The sequence below is a fragment of the Pseudomonas sp. UBA3149 genome (assembly GCF_002364655.1).
Taxonomy (GTDB): domain Bacteria; phylum Pseudomonadota; class Gammaproteobacteria; order Pseudomonadales; family Pseudomonadaceae; genus Chryseomonas; species Chryseomonas luteola.
This window is the reverse complement of the sequence record NZ_DEYV01000002.1, coordinates 53,917-75,607: the sequence shown is the minus strand read 5'-3', so window position 1 is coordinate 75,607 and position 21,691 is coordinate 53,917. Positions and strand designations below refer to the sequence as shown.

19 protein-coding genes are annotated in these 21,691 nt (G+C 54.0%); 11 read left to right on the top strand and 8 right to left on the bottom strand.

Annotated elements, in window-relative coordinates; all coding sequences use genetic code 11:
* The first annotated feature begins 10 nt into the window (after positions 1-10).
* The 4 genes from B3729_RS00850 (at position 11) to B3729_RS00835 (ending at position 3,989) form a co-directional block, all read left to right on the top strand.
* Entirely contained in the window at positions 11-256 is a 246-nt protein-coding gene (locus tag B3729_RS00850; protein WP_010798935.1) for a hypothetical protein, read from the top strand.
* Positions 257-469: 213 nt separating this feature from the next.
* A complete protein-coding gene (poxB, locus tag B3729_RS00845; RefSeq protein ID WP_286786770.1) occupies positions 470-2,194 on the top strand; it encodes a ubiquinone-dependent pyruvate dehydrogenase in 1,725 nt (574 codons plus the stop codon).
* A 257-nt stretch (positions 2,195-2,451) separates the two neighbouring features.
* Positions 2,452-3,087, top strand: a complete 636-nt coding sequence (locus B3729_RS00840; protein ID WP_010798933.1) for a DUF6348 family protein — start codon at positions 2,452-2,454, stop codon at positions 3,085-3,087.
* Positions 3,088-3,425: 338 nt separating this feature from the next.
* Positions 3,426-3,989 (top strand): DedA family protein, encoded by a 564-nt coding sequence (locus B3729_RS00835; RefSeq protein ID WP_019364552.1) that lies wholly within the window; start codon positions 3,426-3,428, stop codon positions 3,987-3,989.
* 40 nt (positions 3,990-4,029) lie between these two features.
* Here B3729_RS00835 and B3729_RS00830 read toward each other — a convergent pair whose 3' ends face one another.
* Positions 4,030-5,001 (bottom strand): dienelactone hydrolase family protein, encoded by a 972-nt coding sequence (locus B3729_RS00830; RefSeq protein ID WP_122043876.1) that lies wholly within the window; start codon positions 4,999-5,001, stop codon positions 4,030-4,032.
* A gap of 332 nt (positions 5,002-5,333) precedes the next feature.
* Between B3729_RS00830 and B3729_RS00825 the strand changes: the two genes are divergently transcribed.
* Positions 5,334-6,068 carry a FadR/GntR family transcriptional regulator gene (locus B3729_RS00825; RefSeq protein WP_019364554.1) on the top strand — a complete coding sequence of 245 codons (735 nt, stop codon included), beginning with the start codon at positions 5,334-5,336 and terminating at the stop codon, positions 6,066-6,068.
* A 41-nt stretch (positions 6,069-6,109) separates the two neighbouring features.
* Here B3729_RS00825 and B3729_RS00820 read toward each other — a convergent pair whose 3' ends face one another.
* From B3729_RS00820 to B3729_RS00795, 6 genes are all read right to left on the bottom strand, one after another.
* On the bottom strand, positions 6,110-7,276 hold the full coding sequence (locus tag B3729_RS00820; protein ID WP_286786769.1) for an oligogalacturonate lyase family protein: 1,167 nt from the start codon (positions 7,274-7,276) through the stop codon (positions 6,110-6,112).
* A gap of 116 nt (positions 7,277-7,392) precedes the next feature.
* Positions 7,393-9,123 carry a sodium:solute symporter family transporter gene (locus B3729_RS00815; RefSeq protein WP_286786768.1) on the bottom strand — a complete coding sequence of 577 codons (1,731 nt, stop codon included), beginning with the start codon at positions 9,121-9,123 and terminating at the stop codon, positions 7,393-7,395.
* A gap of 129 nt (positions 9,124-9,252) precedes the next feature.
* Complete coding sequence (locus B3729_RS00810) at positions 9,253-11,043, bottom strand: sodium:solute symporter family protein (protein WP_219653155.1); 1,791 nt, start codon at positions 11,041-11,043, stop codon at positions 9,253-9,255.
* Between the two features lie 342 nt (positions 11,044-11,385).
* Positions 11,386-12,120, bottom strand: coding sequence for an oligogalacturonate-specific porin KdgM family protein (locus tag B3729_RS00805; RefSeq protein ID WP_286786767.1), 735 nt, complete (start codon positions 12,118-12,120; stop codon positions 11,386-11,388).
* Between the two features lie 153 nt (positions 12,121-12,273).
* Positions 12,274-12,537, bottom strand: coding sequence for a hypothetical protein (locus tag B3729_RS00800; protein WP_286786766.1), 264 nt, complete (start codon positions 12,535-12,537; stop codon positions 12,274-12,276).
* 67 nt (positions 12,538-12,604) lie between these two features.
* On the bottom strand, positions 12,605-13,759 hold the full coding sequence (locus B3729_RS00795) for a mandelate racemase family protein (protein WP_286786790.1): 1,155 nt from the start codon (positions 13,757-13,759) through the stop codon (positions 12,605-12,607).
* A gap of 781 nt (positions 13,760-14,540) precedes the next feature.
* Between B3729_RS00795 and mqo the strand changes: the two genes are divergently transcribed.
* Positions 14,541-16,172 carry a malate dehydrogenase (quinone) gene (gene mqo, locus B3729_RS00790; RefSeq protein ID WP_286786765.1) on the top strand — a complete coding sequence of 544 codons (1,632 nt, stop codon included), beginning with the start codon at positions 14,541-14,543 and terminating at the stop codon, positions 16,170-16,172.
* A gap of 479 nt (positions 16,173-16,651) precedes the next feature.
* On the opposite strand, the gene B3729_RS00785 is transcribed toward mqo, so the two are convergent.
* Positions 16,652-17,599: a LysR family transcriptional regulator gene (locus B3729_RS00785; protein WP_286786764.1), complete on the bottom strand. Its 948-nt coding sequence runs from the start codon at positions 17,597-17,599 to the stop codon at positions 16,652-16,654.
* Between the two features lie 86 nt (positions 17,600-17,685).
* Here B3729_RS00785 and B3729_RS00780 point away from each other — a divergent pair, with 86 nt between their 5' ends.
* The 5 genes from B3729_RS00780 (at position 17,686) to B3729_RS00760 (ending at position 21,670) form a co-directional block, all read left to right on the top strand.
* Positions 17,686-18,114: a DMT family transporter gene (locus B3729_RS00780; RefSeq protein WP_074828379.1), complete on the top strand. Its 429-nt coding sequence runs from the start codon at positions 17,686-17,688 to the stop codon at positions 18,112-18,114.
* A gap of 10 nt (positions 18,115-18,124) precedes the next feature.
* A complete protein-coding gene (locus B3729_RS00775) occupies positions 18,125-18,613 on the top strand; it encodes a DMT family transporter (protein ID WP_125888854.1) in 489 nt (162 codons plus the stop codon).
* A gap of 374 nt (positions 18,614-18,987) precedes the next feature.
* On the top strand, positions 18,988-19,434 hold the full coding sequence (aroQ, locus tag B3729_RS00770) for a type II 3-dehydroquinate dehydratase (protein WP_010798918.1): 447 nt from the start codon (positions 18,988-18,990) through the stop codon (positions 19,432-19,434).
* A gap of 5 nt (positions 19,435-19,439) precedes the next feature.
* Positions 19,440-20,300: a shikimate dehydrogenase gene (locus B3729_RS00765; protein WP_286786763.1), complete on the top strand. Its 861-nt coding sequence runs from the start codon at positions 19,440-19,442 to the stop codon at positions 20,298-20,300.
* A 41-nt stretch (positions 20,301-20,341) separates the two neighbouring features.
* Entirely contained in the window at positions 20,342-21,670 is a 1,329-nt protein-coding gene (locus tag B3729_RS00760; RefSeq protein WP_286786762.1) for an MFS transporter, read from the top strand.
* Positions 21,671-21,691: the final 21 nt, after the last annotated feature.

The window sequence follows — 21,691 nt, the reverse complement described above, 5'->3', positions numbered from 1 at the left end:
GAGTGACACCATGAAACAACGCACCGTTCAGGACGAAGGCAATACCACGTGGACCTGTGTAGAGGCTTTCTCGGGAGGAAGCCAGAAAACGGCCAAAGCGGCCAAGAGTCTTACCAAAGATGCCGAAGGCAACGTTACCGTGGTATGTACGCCTAGTGGTGGTGAGCAGTCAGTACGCGTGAGCTTGCCTGAAGCATGGATTGACAAGACGTCTGACCAAGCCCTGCTGGACGCCATTCAATCCGCCAAGGGTTAGTCCTGCCCTATCTTCCTCCAGAAATCGATTGAACTTAGCCTGGAACGCCTGCTTCGAAAGAGCTTCGATGGCAGGCTGATCTAGAGCGTACTTGTTTGCAGCATCGCTATCTCATCATCTGGATGGCTGCAATCCCTGGCGTTCAACCGAACCCAGCCACGTCCTATGATGCCTTGAGCCATCGATCATTACTTTGTCAAAGGACGAATCGTTATGGCTAAGATCACCATTGCCCAGCAGTTGGCTACCACACTGGAGCAGGCAGGCGTACAGCGTATCTGGGGCGTCACCGGAGACAGTCTGAATGGCCTGAACGATGCCTTGCGCAAGATGGAAACCGTCGACTGGATGCATGTACGCCACGAGGAAACCGCAGCCTTTGCGGCCGGGGCGGAAGCAGCAGCTACGGGCAAGCTGGCGGTATGTGCAGGCAGTTGTGGGCCAGGCAACCTGCACCTGATCAACGGACTTTATGATTGCCACCGAAACCACGTACCGGTCCTGGCAATCGCTGCGCACATTCCCTCATCGGAAATTGGTCTTTCCTACTTTCAGGAAACCCATCCTCAGGAGCTTTTCAAGGAATGCAGTCATTTCGTTGAGCTCGTCAGTAACCCGGCACAAATGCCCGAAGTCCTGCATCGTGCCATGCGGGCAGCCATCCTCCAGCGCGGCGTTGCGGTCATCGTGATTCCCGGCGATGTGGCGCTGCTGGAAGTGGACGCCGGGAAGACCGCCTGGCCGGTTCTCAATCCGCCTCGCCTGATGCCTTCGGAGCAGGATATCAACAGACTCGCCACCCTGCTCGCGGATAGCAAAGCCGTGACATTGATGTGCGGTAGCGGCTGTGCGGACTACCACGACGAAGTCGTTGCGCTGGCCGATACGCTCGGTGCACCTGTCGTTCATGCGTTACGGGGTAAAGAGCATGTCGAATGGGATAACCCGTTCGACGTTGGCATGACGGGCCTGATCGGCTTCAGTTCCGGCTACCACGCGATGCTCAATTGTGACACGCTGATTTTGCTCGGCACTGATTTTCCCTATCGTCAGTTCTACCCAACCAATGCCAGGATTGTACAGGTCGACATCAACCCTCAGGCATTAGGCCGCCGAACCGCCCTGGACTTGGGAATCACCGCCGATGTAGGCGAAACCATTCGTGAGCTTTTGCCACGACTGGAGCGTCGTACCGATCGGCACTTCCTCGAGGATTCGCTCAAGCACTACGCCAAGGCCCGTGAGGGACTGGATGATCTGGCCAAACCCTCCCAACCCGGTCGACCTATTCATCCGCAGTATCTGACCCGGGTCCTGAGTGAGCTGGCGGATGAGGATGCCATTTTCACGGCAGACGTCGGAACCCCAACGGTATGGGCTGCCCGATATCTGAAAATGAACGGCAAACGCCGCCTGATCGGCTCGTTCAATCATGGCTCCATGGCCAATGCCATGCCTCAGGCGATAGGGGCTCAGGCAGCTTATCCCACGCGCCAGGTGATCTCGATGTCCGGTGACGGTGGTTTCGCCATGCTCATGGGTGATTTCATCTCGCTGGCCCAACTGGGTCTACTGGTCAAAGTGGTGGTTTATGACAATGCCACATTGGGCTTTGTCGCCATGGAAATGAAAGCCAGCGGTTATCTGGATACTGGTACCCAGTTGCAGAACCCGGATTTTGCTGCGATGGCCAATGCGATGGGCGTCAAGGGAATTCGTGTCGACAGTGCCGAACAGCTGGAGCCTGCCTTACGGGAGGCCCTGGCCCATGACGGCCCGGTACTGGTCGATGTCGTGACGGCTACACAGGAGCTTGCCATGCCGCCCGCCATCAAGCTCGAGCAGGCCAAAGGCTTCAGCCTTTATCTGTTGCGGGCGGTTATGAATGGCCGTGGCGATGAAGTCCTGGAGCTGGCACGTACCAATCTGTTGCGCTAGCGCCGCTGTGCAAAAAAGTTCACCACGCACACCGTGTGGTGAACTTGAATGTTTCAAAAGATGAGCGAGAACTCAGATCCAATAATGTAAAGGCATTTGGATTGCTCATTGCCGCTGCGCTGCCTATGATCCGCGCCTTTATGAGCCACGCGTGATCGCCGGCAGGTTTTACTCTGCGGCCCGGCCTATTGACTCTCGTCAGTTCTGAGCCCCGGCAAACTCGGCATGCTCTTCCTTATTTACTGACGGCTACTCCTATGACGACCTTGAACCCAACCGACGCACTCAAACTGATTCTGGAAAAACACGGCCTGACCGGTGCTGTATATGATGGCTGGGTAGCGCCCAACAATCAGCTCCCGGCCATACGTGCCCGCTGGTATCCCGGCGAAGGCAGCGGGCGCCTGGATATTCATGTGATGGTCGAAGAGGGCGTGCTGGTCGAAGAGATTTTTGCAGGTATCGGTGAGGGTGATGAGGGGCTGGCAAATGCCTTCGAAAACTTTATCGCCAACTCATTGCATGTCTTGTTGGCAGCGTTCTGGGAAGTCGATGCAGCCGAACACGTTTCGGTTGAAAACTGGCTGATCAATGAGCGCCGCTACCGGGCCTATGTAGGCAACCTCGGAATCCGCGCAGCCAAAGGAAGCACCAGCGAGCTGCCGGAGAATCTGGTGCCGTCGATTCATACCACCATTCAAAACATGCCGTTGAAAGGCAACACCCACTGGTTTCGTACGTTCTTCTGCAACTATAACCAGGAGCACCGCTTTGAGGCACTCAGTGACAATATTCATTGGGAAGAAGGTGCTTCGAACCTGCAGGCGCTTCCGTGGAGCCGTGACGATGGCTACTTCAGCGTACGCAATTTCGTGGTGCTGCGGGCAGTCTAACTCAACAGCCTAGCGCCAGAGCGGTTTATCCCATGACCCGCTTTGGCGCTATCGGCAGTATCGGTGAATCATACCTGTAAGCCATCAAGGATCTCGCTAAGTGATCATCAACGGTGCTTCCCTTGATCAGGTGCCAGTAACTCTCTAGCTAGCTTGGCAAAATGGCGATCCGTTTGCGAAATCCTTTCGTATAGCGATACGCAGAGGGTTCATTTGCCCTTTCGAAAAGCGGTTATGCCAAAATTCCCGGATCGCTATCTCAACGAGGCCTGGTACGCGCGACCAACGCCTGGACGGTATTGTTTTTGAGACAATACCTGGATTATCAGGACCGCAACATGCTTGAACCGAACGAATGGATAACCCACTACGGCTACCTGGCCGTCATGGTCGGGCCGCTTATCGAAGGCGACGGCTTGGCCATATTGGCAGGTGTGGCTGCCCGCCATGGTTATCTGAATTTTTTCCTGACCATCCTGATGACGGCCATTGGCGCAATGATCAGTGATCAGTTCCTCTTCTTCATCGGAAGGCGATATGGCGATCCCGTCCTGAAGAAGTTTCACCGTCATCAGCATCGAATCGAGCGAGCACGCCAACTGATTCAGCGCTACCCATCGCTATGGGTGATCGGGACGCGGTTTGCGTATGGCTTCAGAACCATTGGTCCCATCATCATCGGCACCAGTGGCATCCCTGCCAGACGCTTCGTACCACTGAATATCGTTGGCGCCTTTCTCTGGGCAACCATCATGGTCAGTATTGGCTACGGTGTGGGAGAGTTCGTGCAACGGCTTTTTGCAACCCAGCCACATGCCGGACTATGGCTGGCAGGAATAGCCGCCACCTTACTGGCTATCGTTGCCGCAATCTGGTTCTTCCGTCGGCGTCGCCACGCCTGATCCTGTCACCCAGCCTTGGCAAGAGGCTGGGTAATTCGTTTTACGGTTTATCCAATACGTTTTTCAGAAACGCCAATACATCCTCTGTGGCTTGCCGTGTGGCATCGGCATTGGGCCCTACATGGGGATCATGCGCGACGCAGGCGTCGGTATAGCGGAACGGCTCCCCCGTTTCCTGATTGATCAGCGCGCCCTGCTCACCCTCGACAATCTGGCATGCCCGTACCGTCTGACTGCCTTGTGCTACACGTACAGGCTGAGAGGCAGGACTGTCGAAACCATGGTGGGCCTCAGGATAGCGAAACACCTTTACATCGGCGCCTGCCTTGGCCAGGCGATCCAGGTAAGGAGTGCACCGGGACAAGGGATCGTAGTCATCTGCCTCGCCATGAAAGACCCGAATGGGTTTGTTTACCACCTTGTCTTCATCCTTGAAGGAAATGGAGCAGTCAGGATAGAAGGCAATATAGGCCGCGAAGCGGGCGTCTCCCGCCATCCATTCCTTCTGGAAGCGAGCAAGACTGGCATAAAGCGACGCCTGGCCGCCTCGAGAGAAGCCCATCAATACGATACGGGAGGCATCGATACGAGGCTGACTGGCCAACAGCGCCAAGGCTCGGTATTCATCCAGAATGAAATTGAGCCGTCCCAGCTGAGCTTGGTCCTTACCGGTACTGATCAGCTCGCGGCCGGTGAATCCATCGAGCACAAACGTGGCGATTCCCTGCTGGTTAAGGGTGCGCTGCCAATAGGCAATGTTATCGCCAATACCACCGGAGCCATGTTGGAGAATGACCGCCGGAAACGGTCCCTCCCCAGCTGGCAGGCTCAATCCGGCAGTTAAGGTGACAGGCCTGCCTGACTGCCCGGTAAGGAACTGGGTATCACTCAGGGTCTGGGAGGCATAGGCATAAAACTCCTGGCGCGCGGGAATATCCGAGTGCTCCTGGGCCTGGGCAACTGCCACCAGACTTCCAAGTACCGCCAGGGTGGCAAGGGCGGAACGTTTCATTCTTGTTGTCTCGCTTATGGCTATGGCTTGCACCTGACCATAACAAAACAACCCGGTAGGTTTATACCCTGCTCTGCCTTACGGTCCGGGCAGCTTGACTGATCAGTCAATAATCGAGACCGTCAATTTTCATGTGACGCAGATCGCTCTGATTCCAACGTGCCTTCAGGCATGTTTCAGGCATCAAAGCTCAATGGCATCGAAAGCCATCTTCCTTGCACAACGGCACACAAAGGTGTTCGGTTTGCCATGCTTTTCTTCTGAGCGGATCAGCCGAAATGTGTATGCTTGCTGCGGAAGTCATCGAGCCCAGAAAAACAAATGAGCCCTTTATGATCGACAGGCCTTCCCAAAAGCCAAAACGTCTAGCTGAAGAACTGGTTGCCCGTTTGTCGCAGTACATTCGCGATGGGGTTTTCAAGCGGGGAGAAAAATTGCCTTCGGAACTGGAAATTTCCAGTAGCGAAGGATTCAGTCGCAGCGTGGTGCGAGAGGCGCTGCTGCGACTGCAAGCGGCGGGTCTGGTCGAAACACGCCGCAGTGTCGGCACCTTTATTGTTGATATGCCGCCCCCGCCTACTCTGCAATTGGGACCGGAAACCATTTCCACGCTGCAGGATGTGTTGAGCCTGCTGGAGCTACGCATGAGCCTGGAAGTCGAGGCGGCTGGGCTGGCAGCGCAGAATCGCAGCCCGCAGGAGCTCAAGGAGATCGAGCTGGCCCTGCTTTCCATGAAAGACAGTGGCCCGAAAACAGGCATTGCCATCCATGCGGACTCACAGTTTCATCTGCGCATTGCCAAGGCATCCGGCAACGCCTATATGTTCGACATCATGAAGCATCTGGGTACAAAGCTCATTCCACGTACCAAGATGAATTCGGCCTATGCCGCTCAGAAGGATCGCGTCGCGTATCTTGATCTTGTGTATCGCGAACATGAAAAGATCTATAGCGCCATTGCGCTGCAGAGCCCTGATTCGGCACGGGCGGCCATGTACCTGCATTTAAGCAACAGTCGTGTACGCCTCTATCAGGCTCATGAGGCTCGCCATACACTTTACGAGTAAAGGCGCTCATGCCCAGCCACTGGCTGGGCATGACATGTCAATCAGGTAAACAACGTGTCGGGCAGCGTTGCCAGATACACGGCGGGCTTGCCTTCGAAATCGGAGCTGAATAACACCTTGCGATTATCCGGCGTGAACGATGGATGTGGATGGGTCACCTGTCTGTCGCCATCCAGTACCCGCCAGGAGCTATTGTGCGCAGCCAGGCGCGCAGTTTGCTGGCGTTTCACGTCGAAGACATAAAGCCAGGGGTCGTTCTCGATTGTATACCCCTGAGTGTCCTTTACATCGACAGGCGTACCGGAACCGTCACCTACCAGCATCGTGCCGTCTTCATTGCTCATCAAGTGCGAGCAGGCCGGCATCTCCATCAGCATCTCATTGGTTTCGGTGTCGGGATCAAATCGCCAGATCTGCCGCGCCTGCTGGCCCTTTGGATAGATGACATAGATCATGGCGGAGCCATCCGGCACCCAGAACTCGTGGGTACAACTCTCCCCCGGCTTCTGCTCCCGCACCTTGCGTACATTGGAGCCGTCCTCATCGACCAGCCACATCCGGGCATCCACCATGTCATGAGGACCTTCATGGCAGAACGCAACAGTATGATCGTGATAGGGGCGATAAATGGGATGCCCGAGCCAGATCGTGTTTTCGTGAACGACACGAGCCTCTCCTGTGCCCAAATCGACGCGAATCAGTCGGCAATGGGGGTTACTGGTAAAGAATGTCCGGAACACTTCCCAGTCGGTCAGCGGCGTCCAGTCCGAGCGGGCGATCTCGATTCCAACCAAGCTTGTGCAGGCACTGTTCGCTACCCATGTACCATACCCAACCCAATCATCGGCTACCTGATAGACCGTTGTTTCCTCCAGCGTTGCCAACTCCACACGGCGTAACTGACGCTCGTTTTTCACATAATAGAGATAACGGTCATCTTGAGATAAAAAGCCGCCAAAAGTATTATCACCAGCGCCTTCCGTTAGCTGTACCGCCTGTTTTTTCTGAATATCGAGTAGATAATAATTACGGTTATTATCAAACTCGGCTGCAAATAACAGCTTGGTACTATCATTGGTAAAACATTTCTGATAAAAATAGTTTCGGTGACACACTGTATCGGTGGGTGTAAGGCGTGTTACTTCAGCACCAGTACCTTCATCACTATACGTATGGTAATCCAGTTCAATATGGGAACCCTTTGCCATAACACACCTCTGTTGTTTTCAATGATGTTCTATTGGACTGTTTATGAGTTGCTCAACAATATGGATTCGCCCTCTTCGCTATTGATAACGAAGTCTTAATTCTGAGCGTTAACTGCTTATGTTCTACTACTGCCTGCCCAATGTCGCAGTGCTAATCCTGATATCAGTACCGTTCCTACAATAGCGGCATGCAACCAGCGCCCCTGGGGAGCCTCAGCCAATAGAAGAAGTGGAAGTAAAAGCAGCCCCATACCTGTTACCAGGGCGCTTAGCCTCCTGGCTTGGGAAGGATCGACGCAGGCAATCTCATCGGGCTGCAGGGGACGATACATATTGCGAAAGAATAGCGTGAGCTGTTGCCGCCTCTCGGTGTTACGGGTAGGGCTATACCAGACGCGGGTCCCGATAAAAAAACCACCCGTGAAAACCACATGCGCCAGAACCGTCACCCCAAACTTTAGATCGCTCGCCTCACGTTCGGTGAGCGTATACCCACCCAACCACGCAGGAAGCGCCACGGGGTTGAAGCCAACATAAAAGATCAGCGATACCGCTGCGCCGACCAGCACCGTACTCCAACCCGCCCAATCCGGGGTCTGTCGTACGACCACGGCCAACAGAGCAGGAATGGAAAGGGGCAGAAGAAACAGGGAGCTGACCATCATTGCCAGCTCGAAGAACCCTATGCCTTCCTGCTCGGCCATCCACCACGCTGTCAGGGTGGCCAGGGCACCATTGAGCAGCGTCACCCAGCGGCCCATGGCAAGCAAGTGGGCCTCCCCATGGGCAGGACGCTGATAGACGTTACGAATAAAGATCCCCGCATTGCGATTGAGCGCAGTGCTCATGGGAGCAATGGTCGCAGCCACCATTGCCGCTAATGTAAGCCCAACCGTACCGGCTGGCATTGCCTGTTGAACAAAGTAGAGATAGGCCGCGTTTCCCGCCTGCTCGCCCAGTTGAGGGTACTGCCCCACAAGGTCTGCACCTTGCGTGGCGGCTACCCACGGCGGAATAAACCATAGGACAGGGCCGACCACAAAAAGAACCCCGGCCAGAAAGGCTGCCCGCCGAGCCTCATGCTCGTTTCGAGTAACCAGAAAGCGATAGCAGGTAATCGCGTTGTTGGTCGACAGCACCTGCTGCATCAGGATCATGGCAATCCAGAACAACAGGATCTGCCACAGATTCATGTCGTGCCCCTGCCAAAAATCCACGGGAAAGCGCTCGACGATGTTGCCTGGCCCACCGCCTGTGTATAGCGCAAAGCAGCCGGTTACCAGGGTAATTGCCAAGATCAGAACCAGCTGGATGACGTTGGTTGCGTTGACTGTCCAGGCACCGCCACTGGCGGAAATGAAGGTAATGACCGTACCGGTGATGAGCAGGGTCGGTACCATGCCAAAGCCGGTCATCGAGGCGAGGATGTAGGCTAATCCATTAAGCCAGATGGCGGCCGTAAGGGTTGAGAGCGGGAACTGCAGCCAGGTAAAGAGTTGCTCGGTCGGCTTGCCAAAACGCAGGGCAATCACCTGCATCGAGGTTTCAACCCGAAGCTTGCGGTAACGTGCCGCAAAGAACAGACAGGCGATGAAAAATCCCAGAGCATTGCCCCAGAACAGGACCAGAACGGGAAAGCCATCGGTAAAGGCCTTTCCTGCGGCGCCGGTAAACGTCCAAGCGCTGAACTGCGTCATAAAGGCAGTCGCCCCGGCCATCCACCAGGGCATGGAACCACCGCCATTGATGAACTGACTGCTGCTCTGTGCGTAACGACGAAAGCACCAGGCTGCCACAATGATAAAAACGAGGTATACCGCAACCACCAACAGATCGAGTGAGGTCATTCTTTGAGCCTTATGCCAACGTGACGCTGAAGCAGGCGGGCTGAAGCATACTGAAACAAACAGTCTGGAAAACGCCAGGTCATGCGTAAGCCGGCACCCTTTCGGATGCCGGCATCTTTCAGCGCTTTCTCAGGACGCACGCTCGGTAGTCAATCGAGCCTGGAGTGTCTCTATACTTTTTTCTACATGAGCGCTGCGCTTGAGCAGGTAGCCACAGAGTAGGATGGAGATGGCACATGCTGCAAACAGGAGCCGTCCCCAGAGCGGGTTGGGTACCAGTACCATCAACATCAAGCCAGCCCCCATCATCAAGGTAATCTGCCCTAGCTTGCTGCGCTGTAGGCGGTCATACACGTCCTGATCACCTTCAGCAATTACAGGCGTTTCGATGTCCTTAAAGAACTGGGCCGTTTGCTGTTTTTCCTCTGCAGTAAATGTCTCTTCCTTGTAGAACAAGGTAGTGGCGCAGAAGAAACCGCCCGTCAGCACCAGATGAGCTGCCACGGTAATAGTAGTCGTCAGCTCAGAAAGTTCACGTGCGGTCAGGGTCACTCCAAACAAGCCGGCACACCATTGAGCAGTGAATACATTCATGACCAACCAGGACACAAACATGCCAAAGGCAACGGTACCCCAGGCCGCCCATTTTGGCGTTTTACGAATAAACATGCCGAAGAACAGTGGCACCAGAATGGGAGATTGAAGCAGTGTGGCAACCCGCATCATCAGCTCGAATAGGCTCAGACCTTTGAGTTGAGCAAAGAGTTGAGCAATAAGGATAACCAGAATACCGTTTACGATCGTGGCGATCTGGCTGACGTGCAGCAGCTTTTTCTCGCTGAGAGGCTTGTTACGGCACACTACAGGCGCCCAGAAACTGCGTACAAAAATACCGGCGTTACGGCACAGGGCAGAGTCCATCGACGACATGGTGGCAGCAAATAGCCCGGCAACCAGGAGTCCTATCGTTCCTACCGGCATCAAGCGTTCTGCAAAGACCAGATAAACTGCATCACTGGCCTTATTTCCCAATTCAGCATGTGCCAGCGGAGCATCTGGATACAGGACGGCTGTGGCCCAGGGTGGAATGAACCAGATCAGCGTTCCCCCGACCATTAATGCCAGAGCAAGCAGGGACGCCTTGCGTGCGTTGTCAGAGTCTTTCGCATTGAGAAAACGATAGGAGTCCTGCATGTTGTTGATGCTTTGCAGCTGCTTGACCAGAAAGAACAGGAACGAGCCTATTAACAGCAGGCCGTAGTTCATATCGGGTCCCATCACGAAATTGGTCGGGAACCGGGCAATCATTTCAGAAGGCCCACCAACGGCGACCAAGGCGACAATGGCACTGGCCACAGAGATGACGGCAACGACCAACGTCTGAACGAAGTCGCTGGCGACCACCCCCCATGCTCCGCTCAAGAGCGAGATAAGCAGTACGGAGATACCTGTGATCCAAATAGTGGTCGCCATGTCATAGCCAAACACGGCTCCGACAAAGATCGCCAGACCATTTAGCCACACACCACCGTTGAGCACGCTTAAAGGAATAATGGCCCAGGTAAAGAACTGCTCGTTCGTCTTGCCGAAACGCATCTTGATACCCTCGGTAGGCGTATCAACACGCATCTGGCGAAAGCGGTGGCTGAACCACCAATAGGAAATAGCATAGGCAAAGATATTTCCCAAGAAAACAAACGTTACCGCCAGACCGTCGTTAAACGCCTTGCCCGCCGCCCCGGTAAAGGTCCAGGCCGAAAACTGTGTCATGAATGCAGTAGCGCCTACCATCCACCACAGCATACGACCGCCGCCCCGGAAATAGTCGCTTGCCGACTTATTGGCCATTTTCTTGAAGGCAAGGCTAATGATGATCATCAGCAAAAAATAGCCTGCCACCACCAACATATCTATGTTCATAGCGTTCTCTCACAATATTGGCGCCACTGGCCGAAAACAAATCAGAGGGATATAGAAAATGTTAAAGCAACCTGTTTCGCGCCCATTGGAAAGAACTATGGAAGGTCTCTGGTATGAACTTTGAGGTATTAGGGACAGAGCGAAGCGTGCTCTCTGTTATTTTTACCTTGATGATTCTCATATTATTCACCGAATAAAAGAGAACATGACTTCGTTGTTCTGAAATGATGTTCTTGTTGTTTCAGAAACAAGAATGAAGACAGATGAAGTGAGAATCTTTAAGTTTATAAAGTACTTTCCAATAACTTCATCTGTACTTCATTGCAGGATATTTACTGCATGTTAAAAACTGTAATGCACACCCACGCGCATACGTAGCTGGCGATCACTGTCGGTGGAATTAACTTTCACATCACCCAACTCAACAAAGGGCTGCCAGCGCTTGTCCCACTTGTATTTAAAGGCAAGGTTTTGTTCGTAGTCGGTTTTCTTGCCGTCGTAACGGGTATAGTCCGCCTTGAAATAGACCAGGTTATATTCGTACGATAATTTCCCGCCCGGAGCGTAGCCCAGCCACCCATCGAAGCGGTGAACGTGCTGGTCACGCTTGGCTCTATCAGGCACGGAGTTGTCGACCTGATTGCGATCCAGCTTGCGGGCCTCGTAGCGGTAGCGTCCGCTGATTGTCCACTGATTGTTTACCTTGTAACCCAGGCGCGCGCCGGTTCGATACGTCGTTGCGTTTTCCACTGCAACCAAACTTATAAAAGGTGCAATCGTCCATTGAGGAGTGAGGGAGTACCGATAATCAGCCGTAAATTCGTGACCATCCCCTACGGTGTTATCAAACGCGACGTCCTTACGGCTGCCTCCAGTCTTGTACTTCAGTTCCCCTTCGAAACCGAGTCCATTGTCCAGACGTATACCGATCAGAACGCGATCAGAGTGAAGTTTGGAGTCTTCCAGATACTGGTGCCGATAGTTGATATAACCCGAATCGGCAGCCTGAGCATTGCCTGCCAAAACGGTGATTCCCAGAGAGGTCGCAACAGCTAGCGTCTTTATTGTTATCTTCATGATCTTATTCTTGTTAATAACGTACAGAGAGATTGAATAGGCTTAAGCGGTAACAGCCCGGTATTCAGGGGTGTACGGCTCCCGATCTATTCGGCGGCACGATTGGTTCAGATGGATAACACGCGAACGGCAAGCCAGGCCTGCCAGCGGCGCTTAGGCAGGACTTTTGGCCCGGCCGCGCCGACCATTACATCGGCCGGTCATCGCCAGAGGTAATGGCAGAGCAACAAGAGGACTGGAGCGGAAAGCCTGTAGCCGGTTGATACGGCTGGGTATGGAGGCGATGCACGAGGAGGACTGAGCATGAATGTGCGCTGTACCAGCCAGCCCCAGGTTATACAGTTCCGGTACTCGCCTGGAGATACGGGCCAGGCACTCGAAGAAGACATGCGAGAGGCGAAAGGTGTTCAGGTTCATAGCTCAGTCCTTTTTTATAATTGTTCAAGACCTGCCTGGGCATGATTAGCCCAGGCACAACCGTGGATCAGTGCTGGCTCACGATATGGGCTTCGATATAGGCAAAGTTGATGTCCTCACCCAGGCCAGGACGGTCAGGCAGGTGGACGTAACCGTCCTTGTCCATGGGGTCGACGATACTGTTGAGATAGGCAGGTACGTCGTCATACTCCAAGAACGGATGCAATAGCCCGCGCTCGTACCAGGAGCAGTTCTTGATTCCACCCACGACAGCCAGATTGGGTGCACCATTACCATGAACTTCACAATCCAATCCGAACGCCTCAGCCAGGTGAGCGACTTTGACGCATGGGCCAATACCGCCTACGCCAGCTACCCCGGCGCGTAGAATGTCACAGGACTTTCCACTCACCCATCCCGCGCGGCTGTGATACTTGCCGCCCAGGCTTTCAGGCCCCAATACAGGAATGGTGAGGTTTTCAGCCAGCCAGGCATACGACTCTGCGGACTCCTCCATCATAGGCTCTTCAAACCAGGCAAAATCCAGCTTTTCAATTTCACGTCCGATGTAGAGGGCATCAGTACGGTTGTACCAGTGGTAGCCATCAAGCATCAGGGCAATATCCGGGCCTACTGCTTCACGTACAGCGGCACAAGCTTTTACGTCCATCTTGGCATCGGGTGCGAAGGAGATGGGCGGCATCCAGGTATGCAGCTTGATACCCTTGTAACCACGGGCTACGAGCTTTTCGGCAAAACGCGCATATTCGTCAGGTGTTGACAGGCCATCCGGCAAATCATCGCCACACATGGTAGAACCATAGGCCAAGACCTTGTCTCGGTAGCCACCCAACAGCTTGTAGACTGGGACCTGGAACTTGCGGCCAGCCCAATCCCAGAGCGCTTGCTCCACCAGGGCCAGGCTGCGGTCGGTAAGTTGACCTGCACTTCCCCGCTGCCAATGCGCCAGATCCTGCCAGAGTCGCTCACGATCAAGCGCGTTCTGTCCAACCAGTACCTTGCGTACAAAATTGTCAATGATATGTGGGCGAAGCAATTCCGGAGCGCCAAAGGCATAACCTTCGCAACCGTCCTCCGTGGTGATCTTCAACAATGCCATACGGGCCTGGACTTCATCTCCCGGATGGGAATGCCCTGCGCTATCGACAGCACGGCGAGTGGGATAGGAAAACACATCGACACTGACACGGGAGATATTCATAAGAGGAAGGCTGTCCATGACTATTGTTCTTTTTGGAGCAATTTCCGGTATGTCGTCATACCACGTGACACAGTATTTTTCTTGCGCGCTATTTTGTCAAGGAGGCTACAGCTTCCAGCTTGAGACTTTAATAGAATTGAAAAATGACGCTAAATAGGCTCTAAAAAGCGAATTCTGGCGGAGATGTAACCTAAGCAAGCTTATAAGCAGATCAAGTAATTTATTTTTTCAAATCTGAAAAAGTGATGACTGACCGGTCAGCTTCTTCTGCAAAAGACAACATAGTCATCTTACCACGCAAGGATAAAAAGCCTAGGCGTTGATTGCAGGCTGGTACAGGAGGGAGGACAGAACGAGCAGAGCAATACCGGACGACCTGCACGTGTCGATGATAATGTCCTGCCGACTCCCTGCCAGACATTAAACTTTGGTCTTATTGACCGGAACTTTAAGGTGTGACTTTCCGTCGCGGCTTTTTCGCGATATTCTACTGGACACGTTTCACTGAGCGCCCAGATAAACCTCTCATGATGTATCCGCTACACCCAACGCAATGTAGTGACATTTTCGAGTGGATGTCCTGCCACCTCTTGATCCGGACCTTGAATTTTTTTGGCTGTACGCGTGCTTCATGTCGAATCGACCCGACCTTTCATTCGACTTGATGCGTTACAGATTCAAAAATAAGTGTGCCTTGCCTACTCAAGCAAATGTGTAGATGGCCGATAAGACAGCGCTATCTGATTTCATTTGCTTGTATGCCTAACTAGAGAAAATCTGCATGAAAAAGCGTGTTCTCGCTGCTCTGTGCTCCAGCATGTTCGCGATGTCCGGACACAGCTGGGCCGACGATAATGCCCCTGTCGATGTTGTACTGATCGGCGGCGGTATCATGAGCGCTACCCTGGCTACCTACCTGGAAGAGCTTGAGCCCACCTGGACGATCAACATGTACGAGCGTCTGGACAAGGTAGCCGAAGAAAGTTCCAACGGCTGGAACAATGCCGGAACGGGCCATTCTGCCTTCGCGGAAATGAACTATACGCCCGAACTCAAGGACGGCACCATCGATGTCACCAAGCCTCCGAAGATTACTGAAGGCTTTGAGATTTCCCGTCAGTTCTGGTCTTTCCAGGTCAAGAACGGTGTATTGAAGAACCCCAGATCGTTCATCAATACCACGCCGCACATGAGCTTTGTCTGGGGTGACGACAACGTCAACTACCTGCACAAGCGTTATGAAGCCATGCAGAAAAACGCGCTGTATGCGGGCATGCAGTACTCGGAAGACCACAGCCAGATCAAGCAGTGGGCACCGCTGATCATGGAAGGTCGTGACCCTGCGCAGAAAGTGGCAGCGACCTGGATGCCGGCAGGGACTGACGTAAACTTCGGTGAAATCACTCGCCAGCTGGTAGGTTCGCTGGGAAATCATTCGCAGTTCAAGCTTTCAGTGAACAGCGAAGTGCGCGATATCAAGCGCAACCCCGATAACACCTGGAAAGTAACCGTTGCAGACCTGGCCAATGGCGGCAAGGAAACCTCGGTAAACACCCGCTTCGTCTTCATTGGTGCAGGCGGCGCTTCTCTGATGCTGCTGCAGAAAACAGGTATTCCTGAAGCCAATGGCTATGCCGGTTTCCCAGTTGGCGGCCAGTTCCTGGTAACTGAAAATCAGGAAATCGCCAAACGTCACGAGGTAAAAGCCTACGGCCTGGCATCTGTGGGCTCGCCGCCCATGTCGGTGCCGCACATTGATAGCCGTACGCTGGATGGCAAGCGCGTCATTCTGTTCGGACCGTTCGCAACCTTCTCGACCAAGTTTCTGAAGAACGGCTCGCTGATGGACCTCATGCATTCCATGACCAGCAACAACACCTGGCCCATGATGCAGGTGGGAATGGACAACTTCGATCTGGTCAAATACCTGGTTGGTCAGTTGATGCAGTCTGATGAAGACCGCTTCGCTGCGCTGAAGGACTACTACCCGAACGCTCGCAAGGAAGACTGGAAGCTCTGGACCGCCGGCCAGCGCGTACAGATCATTAAGAAAGATGCGAACGGCAATGGCATATTGCAGTTTGGTACCGAAGTGGTTTCCGCACAGGACGGTTCCGTTGCTGCGCTGCTAGGTGCCTCGCCAGGTGCTTCGACTGCTGCGCCCATCATGCTTCATCTGATGGAAAAAGTATTCAAGGACAAGGTTGCGACGCCAGAATGGCAGAGCAAGCTTAAGGAAATCATTCCATCCTACGGTCAGTCGCTGGATAACAATGCTCCGCTGATCAAGGAAGTCCGCAGCTACACAGCTGGTATACTCCAGCTTAAAGATGCTACCGCTACCCAGCAGGCAGCGTCTGAAAACAAGGCTGAAGAAAATCAGCCGACTGAGGCAAAAACGGCTGCGCTTTAAACAGCTCGTTTACCTTGGTTAAGACGGCACCTTCGGGTGCCGTTTTTTATGTCCGTCTGCAAGCGTCTTCATGGCGCATTCCGCCTAGCGTTAGGGCCGCCATCAACCATAGCCCAGACTGAATAGTACAATCCGCGCAAAAAGAATGAGCCCCAGCCAGGAAGCAATGAACTCGATATCGTCTTCGCTCATCTTGAAAACCTTACTTGAAGCCTTTAACGAGATGCAGATACAAGCTTGGTAAGACGAAAGATGAATGAGTTCGCCTGCGAACGGGCTTTTAGGCTGAAAGGGCGTTGTAGAGCGTCTATATCAGACTACTGGTACAGGATCAGATACTTGTAACGCGACTGAAGCGGTAAATAGTCGTGAAGCAGATTAACAGTATCGCGTTCTCCCACATAGCCGACGTCTGCCTAGCTTTTCACGCGCATCCCAAAGTCAGACGTGCGGGTACAGGCATCGAGGATTAAGCGCTCTCAACGCTGAACGGGCAAGCCATTGTCCCAGTAGGGTGGCTGACCGACGTGATGAAACAGGAAATCCAGAAAAACCTTCACCTTGGCTGAGCGCATGCGGTTTTCCGGATAGATCACATGCACTGCATGGGTTTCGAGATCTTCTGACGCTTCCCAGTCCGTCAACACTGCTACCAGTGCACCGCTGCTTAGCGCTTGATGCACGAGCCATGTCGGGAACAGTACGATCCCCTCCCCAAGCACCGCCGCCTCAAGCAGGCATTCGGCATTATTGCTTCTAAAGCTACCTTTGGCCTGATAGGCCTGAAAGGGTGTCTGGCTTGTAGAGCGGAAATACCACTGACGCACACCGCGCATTCCCTTGTAGACCAGGCAGTTGTGATGCTCAAGCGCCCCGGGACTTTGCGGTATACCCTGCCGTTCCAGATACACCGGCGCAGCACACACCACGAACCGTTGCTCTCCTAAACTGCGCGCCACCAGGCTGGAATCTTCCAGGCGTCCTACTCGGAAAGTAATGTCAGCCCCTTCCTGCACAGGATCAATAAACGCATCCGTTAATGTCAGCTCAACGTCTATTTTTGTATATCGCTTTTGAAACTCTACCAGCAATGGAACCAGATGCAGACGCCCCAGCGCGACGGCAGCATTGAGCCGAAGTGTTCCCTGTGGCTCTGAAGTGTCTCCACCAATCTGCTCCGCCGCCATATCCAGCTGAAGCAGGGCGTCCCGAACATGCTGGTAATAGCGCTCCCCTGCCTCGGTCAATCGGACTGCCCGAGTGTGGCGATACAAGAGCCGCTGCCCCAACGTCGCCTCCAACGCAGAGATATGGCGCGAAACGGATGAGGCAGGCAAATTGAACTCTGCAGCTGCCTGCGTAAAGCTCTTGACCGACGCGACCCTGACGAACAGCCGCAAGGCCAGCATGGAAGGCGAGTTGCTCATAAAACAATAGTTATTTGTCTGAAAGCCGATTGTTCCAATTATGACAACTTACTAGCGTAGCGCATTGTTTTTTCTTGAGGATAAACATGCAACACGCTCTGATTCTGTTAGTTGTGCTGATTGCCGGCATGGGTCTGTCGATGGAGGCGGGCCTGTTAGGGCCGCTGGGAGGGGAAATAGGTCACTTCTCCGCTACCTTGTCGATTTTTCTCGTTGGCGCCGCACTGCTCACATTTGCACTGATTTTTGCGCGCCCGAAAATGGCCCAATTATTCAGTCAGCCACGCTGGCTGCTGGTGGGCGGCATTCTGGGTCCTATCTATGTCGTCGTACTGACCATTGCCACGCCGCTGATTGGTGTCGGGATGACCATGGTGGGCATCCTGTGCGGCCAGGTAGGAGCCAGTCTGGTTATCGATCATTTTGGTCTGCTAGGCAGCACACGCCGTCCCGTCGACCGGTATCGCGTAATGGCGTTCCTATTGATCTTGGTCGCTCTCTGGCTGATTCACTGAGGTATATCCTATGCTCCAGTTTCTGGTTCTTTTTGCCGTATTGGGTAGTGGCGCCGTACTCAGTGCCCAGTCCTCTATCAACGGCCGGCTTGGCGCGCAGGTAGGCGTGCTGGAAAGCGCCTGGCTGACTTTTACCAGCGGTGCCCTGCTTACATTTTTGCTGGTGTTTTTCTTCGAACCCCCTCATCCCATGACACTTTTCACTGCTCCAAAATGGCAGCTGATCGGTGCGCTGTTTGGCGTTGTGTATATGCTCGCGATGGTGTTTTCCATCCCTCGCGTTGGCACCGCTGCCGCTACGGTAGCCGTCATTACTGGTCAGCTGCTGATGAGTCTTCTCATCGATCACTTTGCTTGGCTGGGGAATGCCGAGCGACCCTTGGATGTGTCTCGACTGGTTGCTATCGCACTGCTGTTTGGCGCTCTGGCGCTGATCTACCAGAGTAATCGGATACAGGAATGTTCGCCCCGGGCTGATCCGGTGGAGGAGCGTACCTGACAAACTGGCAGGAGGTGTCCTGAGTGATGCCTTCTGCCATCCGCTCCTCCTTCCCTAGAGTTATAGGGATGCTTGTTCGTTGGGTAAGCGCCTAGGGCAGGCTTCCCTCTTTCGTCATCATGGACGATAACCGCACGTTTTTGTATCCCAGCACACTATCTCCTTCTCGACAGAGAAATTCGCGCTTCATCAAGAACCTTTTGATTTTTCAGACTTTTTTCCGACCTCTTTTAATGATGCTGTCATTGGTAAGTCGATTCCCCCCAGGCAATAAATAAAAAGTACCTTCTAAGCGGATTGACTGTATTAACCAGTTAGTACACTTTGTTATTCAGCGTGCCCAAACATCATAAGAACAACACGGAGTGCTCTGGATGACCTGCTCTCTTCTCATCCTCAACGGCCCAAACCTTAACCTGCTGGGAACCCGTGAACCACAGATCTATGGTTACGAGACCCTCAACGATGTCGCTCAGCTTTGTCATGAAGCAGCCGACACGCTCGGCCTACAGATCGATTTCCGCCAAACCAACCACGAAGGTGAGCTGATCGACTGGATTCACCAGGCGCGAACCGCCCATGCTGGAATCATCATCAATCCCGCGGCCTGGACTCATACCTCCGTTGCGATCCGAGATGCCCTGACAGCGGTAGCGCTGCCCGTGGTGGAAGTCCATCTCTCCAACGTTCATCAGCGCGAAGCCTTCAGGCATCACTCCTTTGTCTCACCCATTGCCGTAGGGGTCCTATGCGGCTTTGGTGTGGCGGGCTATCGCATGGCCATCGAGTACTTCGCTCACGTCTTCACGAACAAGAAGTGACCATTATGTCCACTCTATTTTCTCCTTCTGTCCTGGCCGGTCTGATTGGCTCAGGTATTCAATCCTCCCGTACGCCTTCCATGCATGAGCATGAGGGTGATGCGCAAGGCATTCGCTACCTCTATCGGCTGATCGACCTCGATGCGCTTGGCCTTGAGGCGTCCGCTCTGCCTGAACTTCTCACAGCAGCCGAGCGCATGGGATTCACAGGTCTGAATGTCACCTTTCCCTGCAAGCAGGCCATTATCCCACTGCTGGATGAGCTTTCAGAGGAGGCCTTGGGTATTGGCGCCGTCAATACCGTAGTGCTCAAAGCGGGCAAGCGGATAGGTCATAACACCGATTGTCTCGGGTTTGCGGAAGGATTTCGCCAAGGGCTGCCAGACGTCTCACGCGAGCGCGTTGTGCAGATGGGAGCTGGCGGGGCCGGGGCAGCCGTTGCTCATGCCTTACTCCGCGAGGGGGTAGCTGAATTGACGGTCTTTGATGTCGATAAGGACAAAGCCCACGCGCTCGTCGACAACCTCAAGGCTATTTTCGGTCTTGATCGTGCGTGCGTGGGAACAGACCTGACCGCCGCCATGCAGGCGACTCAAGGGCTGGTCAACACGACACCGGTGGGTATGGCCAAGCTGCCAGGCATGCCGCTACCGGCCGAACTGCTCAGGCCCGAGGTGTGGGTAGCTGAGATCATTTATTTTCCACTGGAAACCGAACTGCTCAAGCACGCCCGCGAGATCGGTTGCCAGACGCTGGACGGTAGCCGCATGGCGGTCTTCCAGGCTGTGAAGGCGTTTGAGCTCTTTACCGGGCAGCACGCTGATTCCCAGAGAATGCAGGCGCATTTCGCCAGCCTGGGTGACTGACAAGCCTTCTATTTCGTGCCAAGCGACACAGGACAATAACAATGCATGCCGATAGTAAACTAGGCCAGATAGCGCAAGCCCCTTCTCATGCTGGAACCACATCCCAAAAGCCAACCCGGGCACGCTTCGTGATTCTTGCCCTGCTAGCGGTCGGAACCATGATCAATTACCTGGACCGGACTATTCTGGGTATCTCGGCGCCGGTCATGACCCAAGAGCTTGGGATTGATGCGGCGGTCATGGGTCTGATCTTCTCTGCTTTTTCCTGGACGTATGTGCTGGCTCAGGTACCCGGTGGCGTGTTTCTCGATCGGTTCGGATCGAAATTCACCTATTTTGCCTCGATCACCTCCTGGTCGTTCGCTACGCTGCTGCACGGATTTGCTTCAGGCTTCTATACCCTGCTGGGATTGCGCCTGATGCTGGGGTTTGCCGAAGCACCGTGCTTTCCCACCAACAGCCGAGTGGTCAGTACCTGGTTCCCTCAGCAAGAGCGTGCCCGTGCCACGAGTATTTATACCGTGGGTGAATACATCGGCTTGGCCTTTCTCAGTCCGGTACTATTCATGATTCTCGCGCACTTTGGCTGGCGCGCGCTGTTTATGATCATCGGAGGCATTGGCATCGCCTTCGGCCTGCTCTGGTGGAAGCGCTACCGTGAGCCCCATGAAGACCCTGCCATGAATCAGGCGGAGCGGGAGCACATCCAGGCTGGCGGTGGCTTGTCAGCCCCCTCGCAGGAGCGCGTTCCCTTTACATGGAGCAATGTCAGCCAGTTGCTCAAGTACCGGCAGATCTGGGGAGCGTGCATCGGTCAGTTTGCCGGTAACGCCACCCTGGTTTTCTTTCTGACCTGGTTCCCCACCTATCTGGCCACCGAGCGCCATATGGGTTGGGTAAAGATGGGGTTCTTTGCAGTACTGCCGTTCATTGCCGCGGCCGTAGGTGTGATGTTTGGTGGCTGGTTGTCCGACTGGATCATCAAGCGCACCGGTAACGCCAGCGTAGGCCGCAAGCTACCCATTATCAGCGGGCTATTGCTGGCTTCTACCATCATCGCGGCGAACTATGTCGACAATGACACCCTAGTCATCGCGATTCTCTCCATCGCCTTCTTTGGACAAGGCATGGTGGGCCTGGGGTGGGCAGTCATTTCTGACATCGCGCCCAAGAGGTTCATGGGCCTTACCGGCGGCATCTTCAATCTGGCGGCCAATCTGGCCGGCATCATTACGCCGCTGGTGGTCGGCTTTATCGTAGCCACCACGGGTTCGTTTGTGGGAGCACTGCTGTTTATCGGTGTTCTTGCCCTAATCGGTGCGTTTTCGTACATCTTCATTTTAGGAGAGGTGAAGCGTATAGAACTTTAAAAGGCCCGGCGCAGGGACGCG

Bases quoted from the DNA above. Each gene is read 5' to 3' on its own strand.
- B3729_RS00850 (WP_010798935.1), top strand. From the start codon at position 11: ATGAAACAACGCACCGTTCAGGACGAAGGCAATACCACGTGGACCTGT.
- poxB (WP_286786770.1), top strand. From the start codon at position 470: ATGGCTAAGATCACCATTGCCCAGCAGTTGGCTACCACACTGGAGCAG.
- B3729_RS00840 (WP_010798933.1), top strand. From the start codon at position 2,452: ATGACGACCTTGAACCCAACCGACGCACTCAAACTGATTCTGGAAAAA.
- B3729_RS00835 (WP_019364552.1), top strand. From the start codon at position 3,426: ATGCTTGAACCGAACGAATGGATAACCCACTACGGCTACCTGGCCGTC.
- B3729_RS00830 (WP_122043876.1), bottom strand. From the start codon at position 5,001: ATGAAACGTTCCGCCCTTGCCACCCTGGCGGTACTTGGAAGTCTGGTG.
- B3729_RS00825 (WP_019364554.1), top strand. From the start codon at position 5,334: ATGATCGACAGGCCTTCCCAAAAGCCAAAACGTCTAGCTGAAGAACTG.
- B3729_RS00820 (WP_286786769.1), bottom strand. From the start codon at position 7,276: ATGGCAAAGGGTTCCCATATTGAACTGGATTACCATACGTATAGTGAT.
- B3729_RS00815 (WP_286786768.1), bottom strand. From the start codon at position 9,123: ATGACCTCACTCGATCTGTTGGTGGTTGCGGTATACCTCGTTTTTATC.
- B3729_RS00810 (WP_219653155.1), bottom strand. From the start codon at position 11,043: ATGAACATAGATATGTTGGTGGTGGCAGGCTATTTTTTGCTGATGATC.
- B3729_RS00805 (WP_286786767.1), bottom strand. From the start codon at position 12,120: ATGAAGATAACAATAAAGACGCTAGCTGTTGCGACCTCTCTGGGAATC.
- B3729_RS00800 (WP_286786766.1), bottom strand. From the start codon at position 12,537: ATGAACCTGAACACCTTTCGCCTCTCGCATGTCTTCTTCGAGTGCCTG.
- B3729_RS00795 (WP_286786790.1), bottom strand. From the start codon at position 13,759: ATGAATATCTCCCGTGTCAGTGTCGATGTGTTTTCCTATCCCACTCGC.
- mqo (WP_286786765.1), top strand. From the start codon at position 14,541: ATGAAAAAGCGTGTTCTCGCTGCTCTGTGCTCCAGCATGTTCGCGATG.
- B3729_RS00785 (WP_286786764.1), bottom strand. From the start codon at position 17,599: ATGAGCAACTCGCCTTCCATGCTGGCCTTGCGGCTGTTCGTCAGGGTC.
- B3729_RS00780 (WP_074828379.1), top strand. From the start codon at position 17,686: ATGCAACACGCTCTGATTCTGTTAGTTGTGCTGATTGCCGGCATGGGT.
- B3729_RS00775 (WP_125888854.1), top strand. From the start codon at position 18,125: ATGCTCCAGTTTCTGGTTCTTTTTGCCGTATTGGGTAGTGGCGCCGTA.
- aroQ (WP_010798918.1), top strand. From the start codon at position 18,988: ATGACCTGCTCTCTTCTCATCCTCAACGGCCCAAACCTTAACCTGCTG.
- B3729_RS00765 (WP_286786763.1), top strand. From the start codon at position 19,440: ATGTCCACTCTATTTTCTCCTTCTGTCCTGGCCGGTCTGATTGGCTCA.
- B3729_RS00760 (WP_286786762.1), top strand. From the start codon at position 20,342: ATGCATGCCGATAGTAAACTAGGCCAGATAGCGCAAGCCCCTTCTCAT.